Source organism: Paenibacillus sp. JL3B1040, assembly GCF_057063165.1.
In genome coordinates this window covers 684,369-709,059 of record NZ_CM169317.1, presented here as the reverse complement: position 1 = coordinate 709,059, position 24,691 = coordinate 684,369, and the positions used below count along the sequence as shown (strand labels likewise).

Here is a 24,691-nt window from a genome sequence, read left to right as displayed (position 1 = left end):
TACTCCCTTCCCGTTGATTAGTTATGCGCCTCGTGTTCGTTAGTTTCCGTCATGTCCATGTCGGAATGATCCATCGTGGAGTGATCCATTTCGGAATGGTTCATTTCCTCGGTTCCGCTCTCGCCGCCATGGTGATGACCGGCATTCTCCCCTTCCGGTGCAGGCCGGAAAGCCAGATGGGTCGAAGCATACGTTTGGCGGCCGACGTGAGCCGTCTCCAGCAATTTGTCGAAATCCGCTTCGGTCAGTTCGGAAGCCGTTTCCTTCACTTCCTTCACCCATTTGTCGTATTCGGACGGCGACATCGCCAGCGCTTCGAATTCCATATGCGCGAAGCCTTCGCCCGAGAAGTTGGAGTTCTTGCCCATATACGAGCCCTCATGCTCGGCAACGATGTGGAGCGTGTTAACCATGTCGCTCATCGCATATTTCTGGCCGGCCAGCTGCGGGATCCAGAAGCTCGTAATCGGACCAAACGAATACAGCCGGAACTCGACCGGACGATGCGTCGGGATGTTCACGTAGTTCACGGTTTCGATGCCTTCTTCCGGGTAGCTGAAATGCCATTTCCAGTTGGACGAGGAAGCATAAATCACGAGCGGTTTTTGGTCTTCGTAACCTTCGGGCACCTTTTCCACGGCCGACGTGCTGCGCACCGTCACGACCGACAAAACGGCCACGATAATGACCGGGATCGTAATCCAGGTAATTTCCAGCCATTTATTTCCTTCCACATGCGGCGGTTCGTAATCCGGAGCCGCTTTGGAAGCTCGATATTTCGTTAACATGTAAATGTACAGCGTGTAAACGACCAGCAAAATGAACGCCATCGTAATAATAGAGAAAATGATGACTTGCGATTGGGTCTTGGCCACCGGACCTTTCGGATTCAACACCGTTAACTGGTTGCAGCCGGTCAGGAGGACAAGAAGGGCTGAAAATAAAGCCAAAAGCAACCCTTTCCTTTTCATAGGATACCGATACCCCTTTCTTCATTGTGAACGCCATCTCGCATACGACGGGGGATGGCTTCGTTCGATCAGCTACCTTTATGTTAGGAAAGGGGGGATTGAATAACAATTCATAGAGATTGTAATATATGTAAATAATTAGAATTGTTAAGTGTGACTTTTATCCTTTACACAACGCAAAAAGTTGATTACAGGCGATTTACGGTCATTTTGCGCCAAATTCAGCGATTTTGATAATTGTTCACAATGCAGTTCTTCTCCACTATAGTTCGCAGAATTGTCATATTAAATCTTATATTTTGTGATTTTGTTCACTTTTTATTAAATAGTTGTTGACATGTCGATCGACAAAACAAAAACAAGGGGTACTCTATCCGGAACGCAATTCCGATAGAATACCCCTTTCTTTTTAACTTATCGTGTTTTGGAGTACTGCGCTAATTTCATTCGTTATCGCGGTAATTACAGCAGTTCTTTGCGCAGTTGCTCCGGCGATTTCGGCGACAACAGGCCAAACGGAATATCGAAGACGGTCTTTGCCCCCGACTGGCCGGCCTGCGACAGCTTATACACCGCGCGGGCATATGCGACCAACACGCTGGCCGTGAATTCCGGATTGCTGTCCAGCTTCAGACTGAACTCGATCAACTGCGTGTTGTCCCGGCCGGTCCGGCCGCTGCGCAGGACCATACCGCCATGCGGCATCGCGGAGTGGTTCGCCTTGAGCTCTTCTTCACTGATAAAATGCACGATCGTATCGTAATCCGAGAAATAGTTCGGCATCGTCTTGATCTCTTGTTCAATCTTCGCCAGATCGGCCCCTTCCTCGGCGACCACAAAGCATTCGCGCAGATGCTTCTCGCGTGTGGACAACTCCGGGTTTTCGCCTTGACGGACGCGCTCCACGGCGGCTTCGACCGGAATCGTATACTGAACGCCGTTCTTCACGCCAGCCACGCGGCGAATCGCATCGGAGTGCCCTTGGCTGACGCCTTTGCCCCAGAACGTATAGTCTTTCCCTTCCGGCAGCACGGATTCGGCCAACAGACGGTTCAGGGAGAATAACCCCGGATCCCAGCCCGTCGAGATGACGCTGACCGTTCCCGCCTTCAGAGCCGCGTCATTTACTTTCCCGAAGTATTCCGGAATTTTCGCATGCGTATCAAAACTATCGACGGTATTGAACATGGCCGCCAGCTCCGGTCCTTGCTCCGGCAAATCGGTTGCCGACCCGCCGCACAGAATCAGCACGTCGATGTTTCCCTTGTATTTTTCGATTTCGGAGATATGAACTACGCCGCTAGCCGCCGCCACCTCATCCGGTTTTCTGCGCGAAAAAATCGCTTCCAGCCGGAAATCGGGGTTTTGCTTCAGCGCCATTTCCACACCCCGTCCCAGATTCCCATAACCTACGATGCCTACTTTAATCGTTGCCACTTTATGTCCTCCTTCAAAATGGTCAAACTCGTCTCAACACACGGACTAACCTACATTGTAATTTACCCTCATCGCTTTTTAAATAGTTAACATATAAAGTTAGTGTTTTAGTTTAAAAATTATGCGCTATTGTGCAAATTAAACTGTATTTTTATGCAAATCCGGTCTCGTCACTTCACAAATCAGACACAAATAATTGAGATTGGAGCACGATATAGCCCATTCTAGCCATACCCACTCCTTATGAATCATTGTAAAATGATGATCGATGTGAGGTAATTCATAGACTTTTCGGAATAGAGGTTGAATCCAATTGAAATTGCTGCGATATAAATGGACCTGGGTCGCTGTGGCATGTGCCGTATTTCTTGTTCTGGCCCCGGCTTCCGTTTTCGCCCATGCTTATGTCGTCTCCTCGAATCCGGCGGCAAATGAAGTGTTGGACTCTTCACCTACTGAAATGGTGATCGATTTTAACGAGCCCATTGAGGCAGGCTTCCATGAACTCGCCGTCATCGGGCCAAACGGGGATAATGTGGCGGACGGGGAAGCCCGAATCGACCCGGATAAGCCCTCCCGGTTAACCGTCGCCATACAGCAAGGCTTACCGGAGGGGCTGTATACGGCAAAATGGAACGCGGTATCCGGAGATGGACACGCCATCTCCGGAACGATTCCGTTCCAGATTGGGAAGGCCGCTTCGAACGGTGGCTTCCCCGTTCACCCGTCCGCAGAGGGGGACAGCTCCCTCCCGGACTGGAGCCTGCTGCTGGTCCGTTGGCTGTTCTATGGCGGAATGGCCGGCTATCTTGGGGCTGTCGTATTTCACGGCTGGCTTCTTCCCCGTCCGGACAACACCTGGTCCCAGCGCTTGAGGTGGCGCAGTCGAACCGTGTGGTTGGCCGGCTTTATCGCCGCCTCCGCCGGAATCCTGCTTAGTTTGCCTCAGCAAACGGCCAGCGATGCCGGAGGCGGATGGAGAGAAGCGTTTGATCCCGGCCTTTGGCGGCAAACACTGGTTTATACGACCTTCGGAGAGATCTGGAAGATTCAGCTTCTGCTGCTTGGAGGTTGGCTCTTGTGGACGCTGTTCCTTCTTCGCGTTAGCCGGGGAACCCGTCCGCATCGGCTTCCGCTCGCTGGCGCCTTGCTGATCGGCCTATGTCTGCTGCTCTCCAAGGCCTTCATCGGACACGCCGCCACCGCCGAGCCGAAGGCAATCGCCGTAACAGCGGATTTTCTGCACCTGGCCGCGTCATTGATCTGGATTGGCGGAGTCGGCGCTATAGCGTTCTTGCTTCCGGCGGCCGCTCAGCCAGCCGCCAAATCCGAGAATCGTCCGTCCGAACCGCCGCCAAATCCCGTGTATTGGCGGACCATCCGGCGTTTCTCGATGCTCGCCTCCTTCATGGTGGCCATCCTGCTGGCATCGGGCGTATACGGCAGTCTGCTGCATGTACCCACCCTATACTCGCTCACGCATACGGCGTATGGTCAGGTGCTGCTGGCAAAAATCGCCCTCACCGTGATCTGCCTGCTGCTCGGGGGCCTGTCCTTCCTGCGCGGACAACGGGCGGATAAGCCGCTGAACGCCGGCGTATGGACCGAATTCGGGGTCGGCCTGGCGGCGCTTGTACTGGCCGCTGTCCTGGCGAATCTGCCGACGGCCGCCGCCTCCCCCGGCCCTGCCGTTCTGACGAAGCTGTTGGAGGACGGAACGAAGATAACGATCGGCATTACTCCGAATACTGCGGGTACCAACACCTTTCAGGTGAGCGTTCGCGGTCCGGACGGACAACCCCGCAGCGACGTGGAGCAAGTGACGCTGGCGCTAACCTCAAAGGAAATGGATATGGGCACGTTGGAAATCGTCTTTCCCGGCGGTTCACCGCCGGAGGTCCGCGAGCTGATCACGATGGGCGGTCGTTGGAACGTTCATGTCCATATTCTGACCAAATCGCTGGACCGTTACGATTACGATACGGAACTGAGGGTAGGAAACCCGTAAAGGCCCCACCTATCTCATTTTATATTTCATCAAAAAGGAGATGTATCCATGTTTTATACGACCCGATCTCTTGGAGTCCGCTTTTGGCGTTATGCCGCCGGTACCGCTGTCGCTTGGATCCTGATGTACACGTTCTTCATCGGGACCGCCGACGCGCACGTCACCGTCAAGCCAAGCCAATCCGCCCCGGGCGCCTGGGAAACCTACAGCGTCAAAGTGCCCGTAGAGAAAGAGCTCAACACGGTAAAAGTCGCGCTGAAAATCCCCGAAGGCGTTGCCTTCAAACAGTACCGTCCGGTACCGGAATGGAATGTGGAACTGACGACAACCGACGCGGGGGCGGTCACTGCGGTCACTTGGACGGCCGAAGGCGACGGCATCGGTCCCGGCGAATTCCAGCAGTTCGAGTTCGTCGCGCAGAACCCCGGCGAATCGGCGGAACTGGCCTGGGACGCCTTCCAGTATTACAGCGACGGCAGCGTGGTGGAATGGACCGAGGCGGAGGGGGGCAATCGGCCGCATTCACTGACGGTCGTCAGCGCCGCGGAGAGCGCCGGGCAGACCAATGAGGCTGCTGTCGGGCATGATCACGGCGCTGTCAATGAGGAGCCCGCAGTCGGCGGCGCGAAAGCGAACGGTTCGAACGCCGAATCCTCCACCCCCGCCTCGTCAAGCGACGGCAGTTCCCCGGCGGGGACCGTGGCCATCGTGCTTTCGACTTGCGCTCTGCTCGTTGCGCTTGCCGCCTTATTACTAGCTCTGCGCTCCGGTCGCAAGACGGCTTAATTCAAAAAGCAGCGGGTTCTCCCGGACGCTTCGCCGCGCCGCGGGATTTCCGCTGCTTTTTTTAGGGCAAATTTCGATTGGTTTCATGCTTCATGCTGACGGGCTTTGATCAAGCGGCTCCCCGCCGGCCCACCGCCGCTCCCGGGGAACGGCAAACAGACAGCACAACGCCAGCAGCATTCCGGTTGACGCGCTGATGAACAGCGCAGGGTAGCCGAACACGTCGATCAGCCAGCCGAGCAGCGGCGGCGACGTAATCGCAGCCAGGGATGATACGAAGTAATAAAGCCCCGTTCGCGTCCCGATGCTCTCCTCGCGCCCGGTGGCGACGACCCAAGGGTAAGAGTTGATGTTGATGCACGCCCAGAAGACGCCCCCAACGATGAGCAGCACCCGCAGCCACAAGACGGAATCGACGAAAATCATCACGCCGAAAACGGCGAACAATCCGGCAACCCCGATCGAGATGATCGTTTTTTTCCCATAACGGGACCCCAGCCAGCCGCTCGGCAACGCAAACAGCAGAAAAGCCAGCGAGAAGAACGTCAACGAAAACGAGGCCTCGGCATCACTCATGCCGACCTGCTTCGTGCCGTATAACGTAAACAGCGCTTCAACGCCTTGATAGGCCACGAACCAGAAGAAAATCGCCGCCAAAATCAACACGGTCGTCCTGTCCAGTTGGTCCTTGATGCGAATCTGCGGCTTCGGTTTATCTGCCGCCGCGGCGCCCCCGGCCAGCCCCGGTTCTAAAGCGGCCGGTTCGCGGATGACGGCCTTCAACACCAGCAAACAGATCAGCATCACGAACCCGGCGAACAGAAACGGCATGTACGATCCGATTCCATAGAGCTGAGAGCCGATGCCGAAGGCCAGCACCGAGCCGATGCCGCCCATAAAGTTAATCACGCCGTTGGCTTTGGTCCGCTGTGGCTCCGGCGTGATGTCGGGCATGAGCGCAACCGTCGGCGCCCGGAACAAGCTCATCGATAAATTCATTAACACCATAAACAATACCAGCGTCACGAACCCGGTATGCCATGGAATCAGCGCCGCAAATACGGCGCCCAGCGGCATGCCGATCAGCAGATAAGGCATCCGCCGTCCAAACCGGGTATTCGTCTTATCGCTGCGGTGTCCGATCCATGGCTGCAATACAATGGCGAAGTAATTATCGATCGTCATCATGAACCCGATCATGGCGGCGCTCTTCAAGTAGTTGTCCAAAAAGAGCGGAACGAACGCATTGTACAGCGCCCAGGTCAAGCTAATGCTGAAAAACCCGAGTCCCAGCAGCCATGTTTTTCTCATTCGTTCACGCTCCTTGCTTCGCCAGCAGCTCCGCCAGTCGATCCGGGAAATCGGTGATGATACCGGCCACGCCGGCAGCAATCAGCGCCTGCATCACCTTCGGATCGTTCACGGTAAACGGGTGGTAAACCACCCCGGCTGCCTTGGCTTCGGCCACCAGCTCCGGCGTTAATGCGTATTGGTACGCGTGCAACGCGTCGGCCCCAATCCGCTTCGCGTAATTCCAAGGCTCGTACAAGCCTTCCATGTATAAGATGCCGGTACGAATGTCCGGAGCCAAGCTTTTGCATTCGACGAGGGAATAGTGATTAAAGCTGGAAATGATGATCCGTTCGCTCAAGCCATAACGCCGCACCGTGTCCAAAACCTTCTGTTCGATGCCGGGGTAGAGCACGACGCCGGTTTTCAGCTCGAGATTGACGAGGGCGTCCGTGCCGCTTACCAGATCCAGCAGTTCCTCCAATGTCGGAATTCGTTCGCCCGCATAATCTGCGTGGAACCAGGAGCCCACCTCCAGTTGCTTGATTTCGGCCAACGTCAAGTCCTTCACCCATTCCGCCGTACCCGCCGTCCGCTGCAGCGTCTCGTCATGGATCAAGATCAGTTGCCCGTCGCGCGTCATCTGTACGTCCGATTCGATGCCGGTCGCCCCCAACTCCAGGGCTTTGGCAAAAGCCAGCATCGTGTTCTCCGGGTAATGCCCCGCCGCTCCGCGATGCGCAAAATTGATGATATTGCTCAAAAGGATCATCCTCCTAGGGATTTATTTAAAATTAATATTATCCATCCCCCCACTATAATCCTTTATTGTTAGGCCTGTATAAAATAAGTGGGCTCCCCCTCTTTCATGCCTCTTTGCACGATTATCCCTTTCGTTCAGAACTAGAGGAACGATCCGCAAAAGCTTTTGTTTTTTCATTACCTGATGCAACGGGATAATCGCCAAAAGAAACCTGCGTTATCCTAACGAAGAGGAACATAGAAAAACGTGCCGCCGCAAATGCAGCCGCACGTCCCGTTATCCTGCCTTCAACTCGTTCCATTGCCCGCCTCTTCGTCCCGTCAGGACCGATTCACCGCCACCGGCTCGGCCTTCCGCAGCTCGGCATTCAGCGTCGCGGCGTCGCGAACCGCTCTGGCGTCCTGCAGCACCTCGCCCGGCTTGCTGGCCTTCCCGATCACATACCCGGCAAACGGCAGGCCGACGAAATCAAACGTGTACTGCAGCTGCTGAATGAGCGGCAGCGCTTTGATCCGCGGGTTATCACCGCCGACTACGACGGCATACGCCGTTTTGGCCGCCATCCGCTCCTTGAAATTAAAGCGGACGTCGCGAAGGCTTTGCGACCAGCGGTCGATGAAATTTTTCATCCAACCGGACGGCCCGTACCAATACACCGGCGTGGCAAAGATCAAAATATCATGCTCCAGCACCTGCAGGATCAGCTCGTCGTAATCATCCTCCACCGGATCAAACCCGCCCTCTTCATGCCGTTGATCACGGATTGGCTTAATCTCTTTCTCCCGCAGAACGATATTCGTATAGGGGATCCCCTCCAATACCAGCCGCGTCAGTTCCTCCGTGTTCCCTCCGTCCCTAGCACTTCCCTGAATCACTGCGATACGCATTCCCTGCACTCCCCTTCCGAAGTCTCAAGCGAAACTTTCCGAAATAACGCCTACTTATTGTTATACGACAGGAACCACATTTTATGCCATTGCAAAAAAGTTAATGGCGTTTTTTCGCGAAACGTGCAGGGGGTTGTCTAGTAATGGGCCGGCAGGACGACGTCGGGACCGGCCGACGGCCCGGATGGAGTGCCTGCACTCCGGGGACCCGATCCGGAACCAGAGACGGAAGCGGAGACGGAAGCGGAGACGAAACCTTCTCGCTCCAACCGCCACGCCTCATTCCCGCCGAGACTTACCGGATAGGCCCGCCCCCCGAATTCCAGCAGACCTTCCACCGTCCGAACGCTCATGCCGACCAGCGCCTTGAGTTCGCCGCTACGGTTAGTGACAAGGCGGGTTCCGTGTGGAAACCGGCAGTGCAGCTCCCCGTTCCGGTATACTTCACTGCCTTCGCGCGTATTGACTAACTCGAACACCGTTCCGTCCACAGTACGGGCGTAGGCGGTCTCCTCTGCCGGTACTTCACCGTGATCCATCGGATAGGGCAGCAGTCCGGTAAACCAGAGTTCCCCCTCCGGCGTCGGCAGGATGCCGCACAGCCTCTCCACATAGTCGAGCAAGCACAGAATCGCTGGAGAATAGGTCTCCGTAAAGCCCTCTTCTCCCGTCCACGGACTAAGGCACTGCGAGAACCGCTGCATGCGGACCATCGCCGATAGAATCGGCTGCAGTACCCAGGTCAGCTCCACATGCCGCCCGTGGTGTTCGAACGCATGCGGCGCACGGATCAGGGTGAGGAAATTCGTCGTCCCCGCCCAGGTGTTATAAGCCGAAGACGGGTCAAACCGCGGGTCGTCCATCGCAATCGAAGTGAACGGATACTTGGCGAAGAACTTCCGCGAATTGAGCAAATATCGGCGCAGCGACGAGGCGAAAAACGCTCCGTCCCCCACCTCGCAGGCCAATACGCGCAGCAGCACGTCAGTTTGGATACGGACGAACTGTCCGCTGGCATCCACGTCGTAGAAGAACTCATCCTCCGCATCGAAACAATGCTCCATCAGGCTGGCCAGGCTCGCCTCCGCCTTGGCTGCCCAATCCGAACCCCCGGCCGCCCCCAGCTCTGCGGCGATGTTCGCCAGATAACGCCGCTGGCAATACACGTTGGCCGTCAGGTCCGGCGCCAAAAACGGCAGCACCGGCGAATCCGGATCGTATCGGCCCGGATCGCCCAGATGCGGCGTATCCGGCACATGCCAGAAGCGCGGGGATAAATCATGACCCGTGTCGAACGTACAAAACGCCTCGACGCAGCCCGTTCCCCGCGTGTCGCGGAACGCGGCCAGCCAGGCGTCATGCCGCTCCATGGCGCGGTACATCTTGTCCAGGAACGCCCGGTCCGCCCGGCCATTCAACCGGTAGTGGTTCCATACCGAACGGGCCATCGGCGTGACCATCTGAATTTGCCGGAATACCGGCCCCGCTCCGGTCACTTTGTACGGCATGAGGCCATCGGGCCGTTGACAGTCGGCGAACAAGGCAAAGGTCGCCTGCGCCACCGACGGTACGAACCGGCTGAGCAGCTCGGCATTGATCGTACCGGTACTTTCCAGCCAGGTGCCGAGATACACGCCGCCTTCATGCAGCACCGGCTCGCCGCTCACCGACTGCACGATGCAAGCGAGCAGCTTTCGCACGCCGGCGTAGTAGACCTGCTCCAGCGGACTCCCCTCGCTTGCCGCAAATTTAACGCCCGAGGCGGCAAACTCCTCCAGCACGGCTCGATCCGTGCTCTTGATCAGACCTTCCCCGCTTACGGCCGACAGCACCTCCAGCTTGCGCAGCCGTTCCAGCACGCCCGTCTCTCCCACCTCACATCACCTCTTCTTTCGGATGCGCGCTTAATCGCCCGGCCCGCTCCGTCACCGGGATGAAGACCGGACGCTCGTTCGGGCTGTCGTTCGGCGTATGAATTGACAACCGCAGCTCGCCCGCGAACGTGCGGAACACCATTCCGTGCCCGCCGTCCCGTTTATACAGCGGTTCGGCGTCCTGCGCCCAGCGACCGGCGCCGATATCGCCGCCGGTCTGACGGGCGCAGCCGATCGTATAACCGCCGTCGCTGAAGCTGGACCAGAGCAGCAGCAGCTCGCCGTTATCGGCGCGGTACAGGAACGGGCCGTCCGTGACGTAGTTGGCTCCGCCGCGAATCCCTTCGGCCCACGGCGCCTCCGAAGCCCGGAACAGCAGCACGGGCTCGGACACCGCCCGATCCAGCTCGCGGCTGAGGCGTACGGCGCAAATCTCGCCGTCCTGCACCTGCACCCATTCATGGCAGAACACCATCCAGGGATCACCCTGCGGATCGACGTAAAACGTCCCGTCCAGACACTCCCAATTGCGCGGCGTCAACGGCCCGTCGCCCAGCGGGCGGAACGGGCCCTGCGGGTGGTCCGCCACCAACGTTTGCGTCCCCCGGCATCGGCCGTCCGCCTTGAAGGTGGCGAACATGTAATAACGGCCTTGCCACTCATGTACCTCCGGCGCCCAGTAGTTGAAGTCCGACCAGAAATCCGGCTCCGGCCGGAACGCCGGGTGCGGACCTTCCCATACCGCCAGGTCCGTGCTTACGTAAACGTCGAACCCGCGAGGCTTTCCTTTCCAGCATGTCTCACCAATCGTGCCGTACATATAATATTTGCCTTCCGCCGGAACCGGCAGGACAAACGGATCTCGAATATGGATGTCCGATAACGCTAAGCTCATAACCCTTCCCTCCTAGAAGTCGAGTCGTGCACAGTTCACCCTCCTGTCCGCTTACTTCAGCCCCGTCGTGGAGATCCCCTCAACGATATAACGCTGGAAGATCAGGAAGATCACGATGACCGGCGCCACCGCCACCGTGGACATCGCCATCAGCGAGCCCCAGTTCGAGGTACTGGTGGAGTCAATCAACGAACGCAAACCAATCATCACCGTAAACAGCTTTGGACTGTTCAGGTAGATCATTTGTCCGAAGAAATCGTCCCACGTCCAGTAGAACGTAAAGATCGACGTCGTGATTACCGCCGGAACGCAAAGCGGCATAATGATGCGCAGGTAAATTTGCAAAGGTCCGCAGCCGTCGATCCGGGCGCTTTCATCCAGCTCCATCGGTAAGCCGCGAATAAATTGCACCATCAGTAGCACAAAGAACGCATCCAGCGCAAAAAACTTCGGCACGACCAGCGGCAGGAACGTATTCACCCAACCAAACGAATGGAACAGAATATATTGCGGAATAAGCGTGACCTGAAACGGGAGCATCAACGTCATCAACATCATGCTAAACCAGAATTTCTGACCCACGAAATTCAAGCGCGCAAAGGCAAAGGCCGCCAGCGAGCAGGAGATCACGTTACCGATCACCGCCAGCGCTGCAATGATAAAGGAATTGATCAGAAAATGCCCAAACGAATACCCTTGAATCCCTCGCCACCCGTTGACGTAATTGGACAACGTAAAGGAGTCCGGCCACAAGCCCAGGTCCGAGAAGATTTCCGCGTTTGGCTTGAACGAGCTGCTGATCATCCATAATACCGGGTAAATCATGATCGTCCCGATCACGATGACTACCACATGTCTCCACAGTTTGCTTAAGCTTAGCCTCAACACCATCTTCCTCAGCCCCTTTCGTCCTTGCCGTCACCGTAATAGACCCAATACTTCGAGGAGGCGAATACGATCGCCGTAAAAATGCCGATGATCACCAGCATCACCCAGGCCATTGCCGAAGCGTAGCCCATATTAAAGTACGAGAAGCCCTTCAAGTACAAGTACAGCGAATAGAACATCGTCGAATCGATCGGCCCGCCGTGGCCGTCCCCGATAATGTACCCGGAGGTAAACACCTGGAACGAACCAATCATGTTCATGACCAGGTTAAACAGGATCACCGGCGACAGCAGCGGCAGCGTAATCCGCATAAACTGACGCGTCCGGCTGACGCCGTCCACCGCCGCAGCCTCGTAGATTTCCCCCGGGATCTGCTTCAGTCCCGCCAGGAAAATTACCATGGACGAGCCAAATTGCCAAACCGACAGCGCAACGATGGAATAAATGATGTAGCTCGGATTCGCCACCCAATCGGGGGCATCGATATGAAAAATTTCGAGGAACCGGTTAAACAACCCGTCACCCGAGAAGATTTTTTTCCAAACAACGGCAATCGCCACGCTCCCCCCAAGCAACGAAGGGATATAATAGACAGTCCGGTACAATCCCAGCAGCCGTAACCCCTTATTCAAAATGATCGCGACTGCCAAGGCGAACACCAGCCGCAGAGGAACGGAGAGGAACACGTATTGGAACGTCAATTTCAAAGAATGCGTAAACGTGGCATCCCCCGTAAACATTTCCGTAAAGTTATGAAGCCCAATCCAATCGGGCGCTTTTAACATGTTATAATTCGTAAAGGACAAATACAGCGAAGCCAAAATCGGACCAATCGCCATGCAAAAAAATCCGATCAACCAAGGCAGCAAAAACAAATATCCCGTCAAGTTCCGTTTCAAGGATCGACGCGTTTTCCGCTTTACGACGGTTTGGGTCGCCACGCCTGTCACTGAATCCATAAGTAGGCACCTCCGAATCATTCATTGCTCAGGTTTAGAAAAAGGGGAACCAAACGGATCCCCCCTCTCCTTGTGACAGACCTCTTAATTTGTCGTTGCGCTCAAGTTGGCTTGCAGAATCTTAAGTCCCTGCGCATAAAACTCTTCTGCAGCTTTTGCGATGTCCATACGTCCGAAAGCGACGTTTTGGCTGGCCTTCAACAGCTCTTGCTTGAACTCGTTGGATCCAGGAACGTTGTACAGCAGATCAACATCATCCACCGCAACGATATCCAGGTAATCGTACACGACTTTGTCCGTTTCGGAGGCTTCCGCCTTCAGCACCGCCCGCATCTCCGAGGAGACCGGCACACCGCGGTTGTTGCCGAGGATTTTGGCGGCGTCCGGATCGTTCACCCAGAAGTCCATCAGCATCGCCACTTCCTTCGGATGCTTGGTATTGGCATAACCCACGATGTTTTGGCTGGATTGGACGGAAATCATGCTGCCGTTAGGCCCCATCGGAACCGGGATCAGCGTCAGCTTATCCTGGGACATTTTTTGGAAATCGGCAAACTGGTTGGTCGGAATAAACTGCATCGCCACTTGGCCTTTCGTCACCAGGGACATACTCGTGTCGTCCGGATCGGCCGAAATTTGCAGCTCCGGCGTCACGATGCTGCCCGCTTTGCGCATGCCTTCCCAGAGGGTAAACCACTCGGCGACATCCGCTGCCTCAAAGCCCAACTTCTGCTCCGGCTCATTGTAGATCATCTTGTCGCGCTGGGTCAGGTACACACCAAATTGGTCCATCTCACCAGAGTAGTCGTAAGACCCGTAAGTGTCTTTACCTGTAGCGGCGATTTGCTCATTGATCTTGATAAAATCATCCCAAGTCCATTCCTTCGTTGGCATCGGGAGACCCGCCTTCTCGAACAGCGCCGTGTTGGCCAGGATCGCCGTCGAGTTTGCCCCGATCGAGATGCCCTGCAGCTTGCCGTCAAACGTGTTCATGTTGATAAGCTGCGGGGAGATTTTACTCGTGTCCACTTCATTACCAACGTACGAGTTGATATCCAACAGCACATTACGCGTTGCATATTCCAGGATGTTGCTGCCTAACGTAAACAGGTCCGGCGCTGTGCCCGAAGCGAGCTGCGTATTCAGCTTGTCGAAATATCCGTCAAAAGGAGAAAACTCCGGCACCACTTTGATGTTCGGGTGCTTCTCTTCAAACTTCTTCAGCATGGCCGTTGTGATGTCGGCCCGGGTTTGGTCCCCCCACCACATGACGCGAAGCTCAACTTGCTCTTCCGTAGCCGCGCCTCCCGCCTCCGACGGCTGGCTCGAATTCCCGGTGTTGGCTTTGCCCGCATTGTTACTACCCGAACCACATGCCGAAACCAGGATCGCGGTGACGAGAAGTAAACTGGCCAATAACATCGCCTTGGTCTTCTTCATCTATTTCCTTCCCCCTTAATGAGAATGGTCTTGCTGATTAAAATGGTAGCGCATACATAAAAGGAGAAGAATCCAATTTCTTTGGGCTTTGGACTTATACTTTTTTTAGATATGCTTCTCCTTCTGCCGGTGCTCGGAGGGACTGATGCCAAACACCTTCTTGAATTTCGTACTGAAGTAACTGGCATTGGAGAAGCCCGTCAGCTCCGCGATATCGCTTAAGGAAAGCGGCGTTTCGTCCAGCAACTGCACCGCCTTGTTCATGCGTACATCGGTCAGGTATTGGAGAAAGGATTTTCCGGTTTTTATTTTGAACAGGTCGGACAAATAGGACAGGTTATAGTGGTACTGCTCGGCGATTTGCGACAGATTAAGATCGTTCATGTAGTTCAGCTCAATCATTTCCTTCATCGCCTCCACGATCGAAGGCTCTTCCCGGGTCCCGCAGCCCCTCTTCAGGGCAAACAGCGGGTCAGCTAAGCCATACAGGAACCGGCAGGCCTTGGCGACCGTGCCGAGCTCCCATACCCACTCCGGATCAATCCAGATCTCATCCTTGTCGCGCAGCGCGAGCCCCAATGCATCCGCAGCCAATTCAATCGACAAGCAGCATTGGAAAATCAACTTGATGAACTGCGGGTGCGAATGAGCCAGCGCCTTGGCGAGCTCCTCCTCCACCAGCTTCTCGAACGCCTCCTTGCGTCCGTCAGCCAAATGCCGCTGCAGCAGCTTCAGCTTGTCCTGGGTCGCCAGCTGCGCCGGATCTGCCGGACTCCGCAACGGCTCGCCCCCGGCTTGCTGCGCATGTTGTCCCATATACCAGGCCAGTACGGAGGAAAGGTAGCCCTCACGCCAAGCCTCCAGACCCTGCGCCGTTTCACCGGCAGCGACAACCACCTCCCGTTTGAGGTAGCTGCGAACCCGATCGGTCACCTGGGCGGTAAAGCGCTGCACGGTCGCCGGATCCTCCGGCATGATGGCAAACAACAAATCGGGATGCTTCGCTTCCCGGAAGACCGGGATCCCGGGCCCGGCATCGGACGCAGCGAGTTCGCGGCACAGCAGCTCAAATGGCAGGCGAAGGCCCGCTTCCTCCGGCGCTTCCGCGGGCACGGGCAGCAATCCGATCGCCACGAAGCGCACCGGCAACGCCGCCAGCTCACTTAAGCCAAACAATCGGATCCGCTCCTGCCAAAGGTGGTTGCCACCCGGATACGCTTTTATGACGCTGTGTATGAACTGCTCCTTCATTTCCTCCAGGTAGCGGGACAACTTCCACTCGGAAAGCTTCCGCTCCGCCTGCGCCAAACGCTCCCGCTCCAGCTCGGAGGCGACCTTGCTCAGGGCTCCGGCCAGTTCACTTCGCGTCACCGGCTTCAGCAGCAGATCGCTGGCCCGGTTCTTGATCGCCGCATGCGCGTACTGAAAGTCGTCATATCCCGTCAACACGATGAGACGAAGGTCTGGATACTGCCGGGAACAGCTTTCAAGCAGCTCCACCCCGTCCATGATCGGCATGCGCATATCGGTGATGATAATGTCGCACTCCCCAGTTTGCAGCCATTCCAACGCCTCCTGACCGTTCCCCGCTTCCCCAGCAATCTGGAGGCCCAACTGCTGCCAATCGATTTTCAGCCGTAACCCTTGACGAATCTCCCGTTCATCATCGACCAACAGCACGTTAAACATCGGCATTCCCCTCCCCTATCGGTAAACTTAACGTGATCGTCGTCCCTTCCCCAGGCGCGGATTGAATCGAAAACGCAAACCCGGCCCCGTAATAAAGCGCGCAGCGTGCCAAAATATTCCGCAGGCCGATCTGTCTTCCGCCGGTGCTTAATACCTGCTCCAACTGGGAGTGCTGGTACTCCTCGTTGAGTTGCCGTACCAATTCCGGCTCCATACCCACCCCGTTGTCCGCCACCTGCAAGAGCAGGCGTTGCTCTTCCTCCCAGATGCGGATGCGCACGACGGCGGTGTCGTTCTTGACCTGGCTGTATTTGACCGCATTTTCGACCAGCGGCTGCAAAATAAACTTCACGATATGAACCGGTCGGTCCAGCACGGCGTTCTCCAACCTCAAATCCAACTGCTCGGCGAACCGATGGTTCAGAATGGCGGCAAAAGATTCGGTATACGTCACCTCGTCGCGCAGCGGGATCAAGTCGCTTTTGGCGTTCAGCGAGAAACGCAGCATTTTACCCAACGATTCGATGACGTCCACCGCATCATCCGTCCGCCGCTGAATGACCAGGCTGCTGAGCAGCTCCAGCGTATTGAACAGAAAATGCGGATTAATCTGCATCAGCAGCGCCCGATATTCCGCTTGTTGCCGGCGCAGCTTCAATTCAAATTCGCTCTTCAAATGGGCGCGCAGCCGCACGATCATGTTGCGGAACGTGACCGTCACGAACCCGACCTCATGGTTCACCTGTAACCGCTCAGGGATCCGCTGCTCCGCTTGAGCAAACTCCCCGCGCTGAACAAGCCGCATCGCCGCCACCAAGCCGCCCAGCGGTTTGGTAATGCTGTAGGAAATCCAGACGGCTGCAAGGACGGCGAACACCAGCAACGTCCCGGTTGCCACCAAGATACCTGATTTCAAATTGATGAGATTGGCCAGCAGTTCTTTTTCGGAAACCGCCCCCACCAGCATCCAATCGTTAAATTGCAATTTTTTATATACATAGATCATGTCTTCTCCCTGAGGCTTGGCATAAAAAACGCCCTCCCGCGGTCCCCGCCCCCGGATCTCCCCCAGCTTATTCAGAACAGGTTCGCCGAAATCCGACAACGGCTGGCCTAGCAGGGGTTCACCTTCGCCGCTCAGCAGGAAGATCGTGCCATGCGTCCCGAGATGGACCTGACTTAGCGGATCCTTGAAGTACTCCGCACGGACGTTCACCTTCATTACGGCGGTGGCTTGCGAGATGCTAAACGTCCCGATCGGGATCAGGAAGCTGATCACCTCATGCTCCTTCAGGCGCACCGGTTCGAACGGATCGACGCCCGCCGGAGCCCAATGCTGCTCCGACTCGTAAAAATGCCGATACCAGTCCGCCTCCAAGAACGAGGGGTCCTGCAGGATCCGATTGTCCAGACCAACGTAGAGCCCGTCTTTGCGATAAATCGAAGCGGTGGCAATGATAGAATAATTATTAACCGTCCGCGTCAGGAACTTGCTGAGCTGAATATTTTTCAGCATCTTCTGCCCATCGGACTGCATCGGATCGGAGACGAATTCGCTCCACTCGTTCGTGATGTCGCTGTTATAGATAACCGAGGAGAAATCGTAGATCTGGCCGATCGTGGAGTTAATTAGCGCGGTGTAGGCCGTCATTTTTTCCAATGCCGCCGTTTCGCTGTCGGAACGCAGGATCGCACTGGATTTGTTATAGCTAATCAGGAACATGACGCAAAAGGAAATGACCAATAAGACGACAAATACGGCAATCAGCCGATTGCGCAACGAAAAAAACATCGACGCCCCTCCCTTATGCACAACACTATAACCAAATCGGCCGATTCCCGCAATAAGCGCTTACATAGGCGTGGCGTCAAGCTTTTTTTCATTTTACGCGCCAGAAGCTCTCCGGGGTTTAAGCCCCTGCCCCGACTTCCAGACGAGGAGCCGGCCCGACCAAGGTCCAGTTCACAAACCGTCCCCAGCCCGTTATGCCCCGCTGCCGTTCCCGGTAGAATAAAGACATGAACAACGGATCAACAAATCCGTTAAGCTGAAACTCTAACCCAATGAATCTAGGACTTGAAAATAAATGAAAGCGAGTGTGGTTGAACATGAGAAAACTGTATCGTTCCGCAACGGATAAGCAAGTGAGCGGCCTGTGTGGCGGGCTGGCGCAGTGGCTGGGAGTTGACTCCACGGTCGTCCGGCTGATTGCCGTCGTGGCAGTGTTCTTCAGCTTCGGCACCGTCGTCGCCTTGTACTTGATCGCCAGCCTGATCGTTCCAAAGGAGCCGATCGGCAGCTACAGCTACGATGATCCGTTTTCCCCGTTTTGATCCGTAGAAGATCCCAAACCTAATTCAACCTAAAGGAGAGATTCGAATGAGTAGCGTATTTGATCGCATTGCCAATCTGGCGAAGGCTTCGATTCACGAAGTGTTAAACAAACTGGAAGATCCGGTCCTGATGACCGGCCAATACTTACGCAACCTGGAGGACGACATCGCCGCCGCCGAGAAAATGATTAAAGAGCAGCAGATGACCGCGACCGTCCAGGATCGCAAAAGCGCGGACATCGCCCATCTCGCCAAGCAAAGCGAAGTTCGGGCCTTAACCGCCCTGGAGCAAGGCGATGAGGTGACGGCGCGCCATGCGGCTGCGGAGAAAATCCGCTACGAGGAGCAAGCGCAGCAGTACGCCAAGGAAGCGCAAGAGGCCCGCGACCGCGTAGCCGAGCTGGAGATTCGCCTCGCGGAAGGCAAAGCGGAGTTCGCCCGCCTGAAGGAAAAGCGGAATGAACTGGCGGCTCGTGCTCGCAAGGTCCAAGTCAAAACCGAAGCCGAACGGCCGAACTTCAGCCGCGGCATCGAAAGCGGTGCAGCTGCGCGGGGCTTCGAGCGCATGGAGGAGAAAATCCTGAGCTGGGAAGCTCAGCAGGAAGTCTCCGCCAGCTACGGAGGAACGTCCGGCATCGCGGATGCGGGCACAGCCCAATCCAGCGCCGTGAATGAAGAGCTGGAACGCCTAAAAGAGCAATTGTCGAACCGGCATTCCTGAGCCGTTCATATAGAGAAACCGCCCGATGAGTTCATCGGGCGGTTTTTTTGAGTTAGGCTAGCGCAGAGCCCAGCTTCTTCACTTTCTCCAACCATTTCATGCGTGTCGTTTCCTGGGAAGCGGAGACCCTATTCAACTCCGTAATCCGCACCGTCTTGATGCCGCAATAACCCAAGATGTTGTTTTTCATCACCCGGTGCCCTGCGCGATGATAGAACCAGCGATTGTACCAAGACGGCGTATCCATGGTCACGATCAGATGGGCGGTCTTCCCCTTCAGGAGTTTATCCCAAAGCAAGGAATTCGGCCGATGTTGATAGGCAAACCCGGGTAAAAAGGCGCGGTCAAAAAATCCCTTCAACACCGCTGGCATCGTCCCCCACCACGTCGGATAGACGATCACCAGATGATCTGCCCAGCGGATCATCTCCTGCGCTTCCTGAAGTTCCTCCTCCAGCTCCGTTCTTTGGCGGTACCCGTATTTTAAATTCGGGTTGAAGGTGATCCGGCTTAAGTCGATTTCCCGAACCTTTGCGCCGGCCTGGGATGCTGCGGCGTCCCGGTAAGCCCCTGCCAAGGCGGCGCAATAAGCCTCGGGGTCCGGGTGGCCGTTGATAACTAACACATTCATTGCGATGTCCTCCTTACATTTATAGCTGCCGGTGTTAACCCCTGGTGAAGAAGGGGATCTTTAGAGAGAACTCCGAACGGTGTAGCCAAAAAAAGAACCCGGTAAGAATGGGGGCCACCCCATTCTCTTGCCGGGTTCTTAGGGTAAATACGTTTATTTGCCGTCTTTGCCGGCTTTGAAGACTTCGCTGATTGCGCCAAGGCTTCCCAGCGTTTCGATCGCATTGGACGGGATGAACACCTTGTTCGCCGGTCCCTTCGCTACTTCCTTCAACGCTTCGAAGGACTGGTACGCCAAGACCGCTTCGTTCAGGGCAGCGTCGCGCAGCATTTCGATCCGCGCTTTTTCGGCGGCGGCAACCGACTCGATGGCTTTCGCTTCCCCGAGCGCCTCAAGCTCCTGAGCTTGACGGAAGCCTTCGGCTTCGCGAATCCGCGCTTCCTTGTCGCCTTCCGCTTTCAGGATCTTACTTTGCTTGTCGCCTTCCGCGCGCAGGATCATATCTTGTTTGGCGGCTTCGGCCTCGAGCACGATCGCCCGTTTGTTCCGCTCGGCCTTCATTTGTTTGTCCATCGCTTCTTGGATGTCCACCGGCGGCCGAATGTCGAGCACTTCCACCCGCTCGATCCGCACGCCCCATTTCTCGGTCGCTTCGTCCAACGCGGTCCGGATATCCGTCGAAATCTTTTCCCGACCGGACAACGTTTCGTCCAGCTCCATCTTACCGATGATTTGACGCAGGGTTGCCGTCGTTATGTTCCGCACCCCGTAGACGAAGTCGGAGATCCCGTACGTCGCTTGCTCCGGATTGACAACCTGATAGAAAATAATCGTGTCGATCTGGACTTGAACGTTATCCTTGGTGATTACGGTTTGTGGAGGCACATTGGTTTGTTGAATCCGCAAATCGTGATACGTCCGCACCTGGTCGATGACCGGGATGAGCACGTTCAGACCCGGTGTCAGCAAGCGGTTGAATTTACCGAGACGTTCGACGACGCCCACCCGTTGCTGCGGGACGATTTTGACCGTCAATGAGATAAATACGACGACAACAACGACAATGACCGCGATAATTGCCCATTGCATTAAGAAATTTCCTCCCATCGTTCTACTTCAATTATTGTACTGCTTCGTTCCAGCACCCGGACCTTCTCGTCCCGGCCGATCGGGACAGTCGCCGTAGCGCTCCACGAATCTCCCCCTACCTTCACGATGCCGTATTGCCCGGGTTCAATCGGTTCTACGACGATGCCTTGCTTCCCTACCAGTTCGGTACCGATATCCTTAAACCCTTTTGCTGCACGAAATTTTCTGGAGAGCGGTTTCGTAAATACCGTCAGGACCAAAGCGACCAGACAGCCCGCAACAACCTGCCAGAAGTAAGCTTCGGGGGCCACCAAAGCCACGGCTGCCGCAACCAGCGAACCGATGCAGAGCCATAGCAGGTAAAAAGTCATCGTCATCATCTCAAGCACTAATAAGATTCCGGCGACGATGAGCCAAATTGCCCACATTTCCATCCCCCTGTTGCACCACCTTTCAGCATTATAGTTATTTATACGGTGAACATACCAAAAAGTATCAAGGAATGATATGGATTTGCAAAAAAAGAACCCCGACCCAACGGCCGGAGGCTTCGCAAGCCCTGAAAAGGGCCCTGGTTTCCATTTATTCACGATAAAAAGCCACCAACCGAAATGCTGCCGTTTCGCTCACCAACGCTTCTTCCTTCCCGTATTCGAAGGACTGGACGACGTATAATCGCTTGGCACTTTGCACAACTGCAGCAAAACTCTTGACCTCGGCTAACGTCCCTCGAAGAGTTAACCGCAGCGACAGCGAGGAGAAGCCCGCCGCGGTCAGGTCGACTTCCTGCAGCAGTCCCAGCTCCCCCATCGCGGCAGGAGAGCCGTTTATGGAAGTTGAGAGGGCGGACAGGAGGTCCACACCGGCAGACAGATTCTCATCCAGCGTCGAGAGACTGTCTGTCGGCAAGGTCTCGGCCGAAGCTTCAGACAGAGCTCCGATCCCCGGCGCCTCAAAAACGACTTCTTGGATTTGTACACCAGCGGATTTAGCCGCTTGTTCGAGATCCAACAAGATGCCCTCCCGATCGGATTCGCCAGGCACGGCAGCCTCTCGTTCCATCGTGTCAGCTGAAGTACTCTCCGCCGCCAATTCCGCTCGTTTGGCCTCCACGATCGCCCGGGTCTTTTGCAGAAACAGCCGTTTCTCTTCGTGATTGGACTTTAGGCTAGCGATTTTCTCCACCTCCGGTTGGTAACCCCAGAAATAAAACGATCCCGCCGCCAGCATCACCAAGGCGGCTGCCAGGATCCAACGGGCTCCAGCCGTTCCAGAACGATGTTCCGCATTCATTCGCTGTCACCTGCCTGTTCCGCCGTCTCCGTTCCCGGCTTGAGTTCAAACGTACCGATGTATCCCTGGCCCGGCAGCTCCTTCACCGATTGAATCAGCTCCCCGCGGAGTCCCGGCTGTTCACGGAGCGCAGAGGAGTAGGCGCTGGCTTGGCCCAAGCTGGCAAATCGGCAGGTCCAAGTCAGGCCGGTCCCGCTAAATCGAACGGTTTCGAGCGTGCCGCCGGTTGGCAGCGGAGCTTCCAGAGTGCCGATCAGCGTCTTGAGATCCGGTCGCTGCTCACTCAGCTTGTCGATCAGCTCGATGCCTGCGGCGCCAAACTCCGAGGCTCCCATACTTTGCAACTCGCTTTGCAGCTCAGCCTGCTGCCGGTCCGTTTCGGCGATTGACGTTGTCCATGCAGCGGCCTCTTCATGAACGCCCCAATACGCGTACCCGAAGTAGGCACAGATCCCAAGCCCGGCAAGCAGCAGCAGGACCGGCAGAAATAGTCCGGCCGAAGCCGGGCGTGGTTTGGGAGGCAGCAAATTGATCTCGATCATCGGCTCTCCGCTCCCTTCATCGCGAGGCCAAGGGCAATGGCATAGCTGCCTTGATCGGCGATTTCCTGACCGGCAAAATACGGAGACAAATCGACTTCGGCCACGCTCACCTGATCGAAGGCCGCCGATAACTGACGAGCGATCTCCGCCTTGTCCGGCGCGGCGCCGGCGATCACGATGCTCTGCACCCGTTCATGCCCTTCATGCAGCGTATATTCATAGAAATTCATAATCCGGGTCACAGAGGAGACGATCTCCCCATACCGCCATGTATTCAGCTTGTCCCCAGACATCGGCTCCAAGGGAAACGTGCGCACGAAATCGGGCAGTCCCTGATGGTACGTGTAGACCTCGGCTTCTTTGGCTTTGAAATTGATCGCCATCACATTGGTGGACGCCCCAAGCAAGCGCTGCTGCTGGAGGATGCGCGAAAGCGCAATGGTCGCCAAATCGACCGCTTCCAGGCGAAGTCCCGCTTGTTCCAGCGACGATACCAGCTCCTGAATGACCGGACGCGGTACGGCGGCCACAAACGTGAGCAGCCCCTCCTCCTCCCGGCTGTGGGCCTCCATCCAATGATAATCGATGACCGGATCCTCAAACGGCAGACGGATGCTGCCTTCGATCTCCAGCTCGGTGACGCGCCGCTGCTGCCTTTTGCTGACCTTGGGAACCTGGAGCAATCGGATAAACGATTGGGAGGTGGGGGCGGCCAAGCGGACCTTCTTCCCGGCAATCCCTCGGCGGTTCGCCCAGCGTTTCACCATCTCGGTTAACCCGGTCACATCGGGAACCCCATCCTCGTTCAACTCGGCATCCACCGGCAGCAAGCCGGCACGTTCCACGGTTCCGCGTTTGGGGTTGTATTTGACGTAACGGATGCCATCCTCATCGATCGTAATGCCGATGTGGGCCGGCCGCCGGCTCAGTAAAGAGGAATGACGTTTTGCAGATACCAATGGATGATCTCCTTTCCATACATGTAAACCACCAGGGTGCCGATCGCCAAAAAGGGACCAAACGCCAGCGTCTGGCCGCGGCTTCTGCGGCCCCGCGCCAGTTGGAGCAGTCCGGCGGCCGCGCCGGCCGCACTGGCCAGAAACAAGGCCAGGAGCACGCCGGGAAAGCCGACGACCCAGCCAAAGACGGTCAGCAGCTTCACGTCGCCCATCCCCATCCCCTTCCCGGAGGTGAGGAGGGCGATCAGCAGCAGCAGACCGCCGCCGCCAAGCGCGCCCAGCGCTTGGCTCCACAGCGGGACGCCGCCCGCCAGCGGGGCGGCGACAAGCAGCACGGCGCCGAAGCCCATGACGGCGCCGTTGGGGATGATGTGCGCGGTCAGGTCGGTGACCGCGCACATCACGGCCAGGGCGGTCAGCAGCAGGCCGACCGCCCATGCGCCCGATGCACCGAACTGCAGGTGCATCAGCGCGAACAGCGCCGCCGTCGCGAGGGCGGCGGCGATGTCTCCGGCCCGGCGCAGCCGGCCGGAGGCGGGGGCGGCGGCAGCGCCGGCGTCAGCCGCGCTGCTCGCGGGGGCGCTGGCGGCCGCTTCGCGCGCCGCCGGGCCGGCGGCTTCGCCGCTGCCGGCGCGCAGCAGCCCGCGCCGCACCACCAGCCGGCGCCCGTAGCGCGCCAGGGCCGGCCCCAGGGCCAGCCCGCCGGCAGCATTCAGCGCCGTCAGGAGCAGATTAGCGTCCATTATGGCGTCTTCGCTGTACCCGGTTTACCGTTCTTTAGTTCCGTTGCAGTGAAGTTAATCGTATCGCCCCCGGAGACAACGAGCGTGACAAGCGTCCCGGAGCTAATATTCCCTAAATTTACCGTTGTCGTATCGGCTAGTAGGTTCCCCGTTTTCGGATCCGTTAGACCGCTAGGCATAAATTTATCGTCCACCAAGTTTTTAAGCGTATGAGACCCCGTAATCTCCCCATTATTCTTCGTAATCGATCTCAATCTCGCCGCTTCATACAGCTGGTTCGCTGTCGCGGATCTAGCGTTGGCCTTCGTGTCGTCCAGCAGCCCCGAGATCAACGGCACCGCGATCGCGGCGATTACCCCGATAATGACGATAACCGCCAGTAATTCGACGAGCGTAATCCCCTTTTCTTCCTTGCGCAAGCGTTGAATACGTTGGATAAGTGCGGTCATAATGATTAACCTCCTAAAATAATTAGTCATTGGGGTCTAAACC

At 56.4% G+C, this 24,691-nt stretch carries 25 protein-coding genes; 4 read left to right on the top strand and 21 right to left on the bottom strand.

Translation table 11 applies throughout. The features are described 5' to 3' along the window. Positions 1-17: 17 nt before the first annotated feature. Positions 18-971, bottom strand: coding sequence for a cytochrome aa3 quinol oxidase subunit II (qoxA, locus tag ACZF99_RS03025; RefSeq protein ID WP_483608944.1), 954 nt, complete (start codon positions 969-971; stop codon positions 18-20). A 462-nt stretch (positions 972-1,433) separates the two neighbouring features. Next, entirely contained in the window at positions 1,434-2,408 is a 975-nt protein-coding gene (locus ACZF99_RS03020) for a diaminopimelate dehydrogenase (RefSeq protein WP_483608942.1), read from the bottom strand. A 313-nt stretch (positions 2,409-2,721) separates the two neighbouring features. Here ACZF99_RS03020 and ACZF99_RS03015 point away from each other — a divergent pair, with 313 nt between their 5' ends. Then, on the top strand, positions 2,722-4,416 hold the full coding sequence (locus ACZF99_RS03015) for a copper resistance CopC/CopD family protein (RefSeq protein WP_483608940.1): 1,695 nt from the start codon (positions 2,722-2,724) through the stop codon (positions 4,414-4,416). Positions 4,417-4,464: 48 nt separating this feature from the next. Next, entirely contained in the window at positions 4,465-5,202 is a 738-nt protein-coding gene (locus ACZF99_RS03010) for a YcnI family copper-binding membrane protein (protein ID WP_483608938.1), read from the top strand. A gap of 90 nt (positions 5,203-5,292) precedes the next feature. Here ACZF99_RS03010 and ACZF99_RS03005 read toward each other — a convergent pair whose 3' ends face one another. The 11 genes from ACZF99_RS03005 to ACZF99_RS02955 all read right to left on the bottom strand — a co-directional run bounded on the left by ACZF99_RS03005 (position 5,293) and on the right by ACZF99_RS02955 (position 17,679). Continuing rightward, positions 5,293-6,513, bottom strand: a complete 1,221-nt coding sequence (locus ACZF99_RS03005; protein WP_483608936.1) for an SLC45 family MFS transporter — start codon at positions 6,511-6,513, stop codon at positions 5,293-5,295. 4 nt (positions 6,514-6,517) lie between these two features. Then, positions 6,518-7,255: a glycerophosphodiester phosphodiesterase gene (locus tag ACZF99_RS03000; protein WP_483608934.1), complete on the bottom strand. Its 738-nt coding sequence runs from the start codon at positions 7,253-7,255 to the stop codon at positions 6,518-6,520. A gap of 121 nt (positions 7,256-7,376) precedes the next feature. Continuing rightward, entirely contained in the window at positions 7,377-7,556 is a 180-nt protein-coding gene (locus ACZF99_RS02995; RefSeq protein WP_483608932.1) for a hypothetical protein, read from the bottom strand. Between the two features lie 19 nt (positions 7,557-7,575). Continuing rightward, a complete protein-coding gene (locus ACZF99_RS02990) occupies positions 7,576-8,142 on the bottom strand; it encodes a flavodoxin family protein (RefSeq protein WP_483608930.1) in 567 nt (188 codons plus the stop codon). A gap of 137 nt (positions 8,143-8,279) precedes the next feature. Continuing rightward, positions 8,280-10,016 carry an MGH1-like glycoside hydrolase domain-containing protein gene (locus tag ACZF99_RS02985; protein ID WP_483608929.1) on the bottom strand — a complete coding sequence of 579 codons (1,737 nt, stop codon included), beginning with the start codon at positions 10,014-10,016 and terminating at the stop codon, positions 8,280-8,282. Position 10,017: 1 nt separating this feature from the next. Further along, entirely contained in the window at positions 10,018-10,911 is an 894-nt protein-coding gene (locus ACZF99_RS02980; RefSeq protein WP_483608927.1) for a glycoside hydrolase family 43 protein, read from the bottom strand. A 51-nt stretch (positions 10,912-10,962) separates the two neighbouring features. After that, complete coding sequence (locus ACZF99_RS02975; RefSeq protein ID WP_316142273.1) at positions 10,963-11,802, bottom strand: carbohydrate ABC transporter permease; 840 nt, start codon at positions 11,800-11,802, stop codon at positions 10,963-10,965. A 5-nt stretch (positions 11,803-11,807) separates the two neighbouring features. Beyond that, on the bottom strand, positions 11,808-12,758 hold the full coding sequence (locus tag ACZF99_RS02970; protein WP_059042297.1) for a carbohydrate ABC transporter permease: 951 nt from the start codon (positions 12,756-12,758) through the stop codon (positions 11,808-11,810). A gap of 84 nt (positions 12,759-12,842) precedes the next feature. After that, positions 12,843-14,198: an ABC transporter substrate-binding protein gene (locus ACZF99_RS02965; RefSeq protein WP_059042295.1), complete on the bottom strand. Its 1,356-nt coding sequence runs from the start codon at positions 14,196-14,198 to the stop codon at positions 12,843-12,845. A 105-nt stretch (positions 14,199-14,303) separates the two neighbouring features. Beyond that, a complete protein-coding gene (locus tag ACZF99_RS02960) occupies positions 14,304-15,887 on the bottom strand; it encodes a response regulator transcription factor (RefSeq protein ID WP_483608924.1) in 1,584 nt (527 codons plus the stop codon). Further along, positions 15,880-17,679, bottom strand: a complete 1,800-nt coding sequence (locus ACZF99_RS02955; protein ID WP_316549453.1) for a cache domain-containing sensor histidine kinase — start codon at positions 17,677-17,679, stop codon at positions 15,880-15,882. Before ACZF99_RS02955 ends, ACZF99_RS02960 begins: the two co-directional genes overlap by 8 nt. Before the next feature lie 317 nt (positions 17,680-17,996). Between ACZF99_RS02955 and ACZF99_RS02950 the strand changes: the two genes are divergently transcribed. Both ACZF99_RS02950 and ACZF99_RS02945 read left to right on the top strand, forming a co-directional pair. Further along, positions 17,997-18,221, top strand: a complete 225-nt coding sequence (locus ACZF99_RS02950) for a PspC domain-containing protein (protein WP_059042289.1) — start codon at positions 17,997-17,999, stop codon at positions 18,219-18,221. A gap of 46 nt (positions 18,222-18,267) precedes the next feature. Beyond that, complete coding sequence (locus ACZF99_RS02945; RefSeq protein WP_059042288.1) at positions 18,268-18,942, top strand: PspA/IM30 family protein; 675 nt, start codon at positions 18,268-18,270, stop codon at positions 18,940-18,942. 52 nt (positions 18,943-18,994) lie between these two features. Here the strand turns inward: ACZF99_RS02945 and ACZF99_RS02940 are convergent, their stop codons facing one another. From ACZF99_RS02940 to ACZF99_RS02905, 8 genes are all read right to left on the bottom strand, one after another. Then, the gene (locus ACZF99_RS02940) at positions 18,995-19,573 is read right to left on the bottom strand and encodes an NAD(P)H-dependent oxidoreductase (protein ID WP_059042287.1); all 579 of its coding nucleotides are present in this window, start codon (positions 19,571-19,573) and stop codon (positions 18,995-18,997) included. Positions 19,574-19,726: 153 nt separating this feature from the next. Beyond that, positions 19,727-20,662 carry an SPFH domain-containing protein gene (locus tag ACZF99_RS02935; protein ID WP_059042285.1) on the bottom strand — a complete coding sequence of 312 codons (936 nt, stop codon included), beginning with the start codon at positions 20,660-20,662 and terminating at the stop codon, positions 19,727-19,729. After that, complete coding sequence (locus ACZF99_RS02930; RefSeq protein ID WP_059042283.1) at positions 20,662-21,096, bottom strand: NfeD family protein; 435 nt, start codon at positions 21,094-21,096, stop codon at positions 20,662-20,664. The genes ACZF99_RS02935 and ACZF99_RS02930 overlap by 1 nt, the downstream gene beginning before the upstream one ends. Positions 21,097-21,244: 148 nt before the next feature. Continuing rightward, positions 21,245-21,955: a hypothetical protein gene (locus ACZF99_RS02925; protein ID WP_483608920.1), complete on the bottom strand. Its 711-nt coding sequence runs from the start codon at positions 21,953-21,955 to the stop codon at positions 21,245-21,247. Beyond that, positions 21,952-22,497, bottom strand: a complete 546-nt coding sequence (locus ACZF99_RS02920) for a hypothetical protein (protein ID WP_059042279.1) — start codon at positions 22,495-22,497, stop codon at positions 21,952-21,954. Before ACZF99_RS02920 ends, ACZF99_RS02925 begins: the two co-directional genes overlap by 4 nt. Then, entirely contained in the window at positions 22,494-23,456 is a 963-nt protein-coding gene (gene pilM, locus ACZF99_RS02915) for a type IV pilus biogenesis protein PilM (protein WP_483608918.1), read from the bottom strand. Before pilM ends, ACZF99_RS02920 begins: the two co-directional genes overlap by 4 nt. Continuing rightward, positions 23,423-24,199 carry a prepilin peptidase gene (locus tag ACZF99_RS02910; protein WP_483608916.1) on the bottom strand — a complete coding sequence of 259 codons (777 nt, stop codon included), beginning with the start codon at positions 24,197-24,199 and terminating at the stop codon, positions 23,423-23,425. The genes pilM and ACZF99_RS02910 overlap by 34 nt, the downstream gene beginning before the upstream one ends. Beyond that, on the bottom strand, positions 24,199-24,648 hold the full coding sequence (locus ACZF99_RS02905) for a prepilin-type N-terminal cleavage/methylation domain-containing protein (protein WP_483608914.1): 450 nt from the start codon (positions 24,646-24,648) through the stop codon (positions 24,199-24,201). The genes ACZF99_RS02910 and ACZF99_RS02905 overlap by 1 nt, the downstream gene beginning before the upstream one ends. Between the last annotated feature and the right edge of the window lie 43 nt (positions 24,649-24,691).

What these genes read in the sequence shown, in the direction of transcription:
- qoxA (WP_483608944.1), bottom strand. Translation starts at nt 971, where the DNA reads ATGAAAAGGAAAGGGTTGCTTTTGGCTTTATTTTCAGCCCTTCTTGTC.
- ACZF99_RS03010 (WP_483608938.1), top strand. Translation starts at nt 4,465, where the DNA reads ATGTTTTATACGACCCGATCTCTTGGAGTCCGCTTTTGGCGTTATGCC.
- ACZF99_RS03005 (WP_483608936.1), bottom strand. Translation starts at nt 6,513, where the DNA reads ATGAGAAAAACATGGCTGCTGGGACTCGGGTTTTTCAGCATTAGCTTG.
- ACZF99_RS02995 (WP_483608932.1), bottom strand. Translation starts at nt 7,556, where the DNA reads ATGGAACGAGTTGAAGGCAGGATAACGGGACGTGCGGCTGCATTTGCG.
- ACZF99_RS02990 (WP_483608930.1), bottom strand. Translation starts at nt 8,142, where the DNA reads ATGCGTATCGCAGTGATTCAGGGAAGTGCTAGGGACGGAGGGAACACG.
- ACZF99_RS02980 (WP_483608927.1), bottom strand. Translation starts at nt 10,911, where the DNA reads ATGAGCTTAGCGTTATCGGACATCCATATTCGAGATCCGTTTGTCCTG.
- ACZF99_RS02975 (WP_316142273.1), bottom strand. Translation starts at nt 11,802, where the DNA reads ATGGTGTTGAGGCTAAGCTTAAGCAAACTGTGGAGACATGTGGTAGTC.
- ACZF99_RS02970 (WP_059042297.1), bottom strand. Translation starts at nt 12,758, where the DNA reads ATGGATTCAGTGACAGGCGTGGCGACCCAAACCGTCGTAAAGCGGAAA.
- ACZF99_RS02965 (WP_059042295.1), bottom strand. Translation starts at nt 14,198, where the DNA reads ATGAAGAAGACCAAGGCGATGTTATTGGCCAGTTTACTTCTCGTCACC.
- ACZF99_RS02960 (WP_483608924.1), bottom strand. Translation starts at nt 15,887, where the DNA reads ATGTTTAACGTGCTGTTGGTCGATGATGAACGGGAGATTCGTCAAGGG.
- ACZF99_RS02955 (WP_316549453.1), bottom strand. Translation starts at nt 17,679, where the DNA reads ATGTTTTTTTCGTTGCGCAATCGGCTGATTGCCGTATTTGTCGTCTTA.
- ACZF99_RS02950 (WP_059042289.1), top strand. Translation starts at nt 17,997, where the DNA reads ATGAGAAAACTGTATCGTTCCGCAACGGATAAGCAAGTGAGCGGCCTG.
- ACZF99_RS02945 (WP_059042288.1), top strand. Translation starts at nt 18,268, where the DNA reads ATGAGTAGCGTATTTGATCGCATTGCCAATCTGGCGAAGGCTTCGATT.
- ACZF99_RS02940 (WP_059042287.1), bottom strand. Translation starts at nt 19,573, where the DNA reads ATGAATGTGTTAGTTATCAACGGCCACCCGGACCCCGAGGCTTATTGC.
- ACZF99_RS02935 (WP_059042285.1), bottom strand. Translation starts at nt 20,662, where the DNA reads ATGCAATGGGCAATTATCGCGGTCATTGTCGTTGTTGTCGTCGTATTT.
- ACZF99_RS02930 (WP_059042283.1), bottom strand. Translation starts at nt 21,096, where the DNA reads ATGGAAATGTGGGCAATTTGGCTCATCGTCGCCGGAATCTTATTAGTG.
- ACZF99_RS02925 (WP_483608920.1), bottom strand. Translation starts at nt 21,955, where the DNA reads ATGAATGCGGAACATCGTTCTGGAACGGCTGGAGCCCGTTGGATCCTG.
- ACZF99_RS02920 (WP_059042279.1), bottom strand. Translation starts at nt 22,497, where the DNA reads ATGATCGAGATCAATTTGCTGCCTCCCAAACCACGCCCGGCTTCGGCC.
- ACZF99_RS02910 (WP_483608916.1), bottom strand. Translation starts at nt 24,199, where the DNA reads ATGGACGCTAATCTGCTCCTGACGGCGCTGAATGCTGCCGGCGGGCTG.
- ACZF99_RS02905 (WP_483608914.1), bottom strand. Translation starts at nt 24,648, where the DNA reads ATGACCGCACTTATCCAACGTATTCAACGCTTGCGCAAGGAAGAAAAG.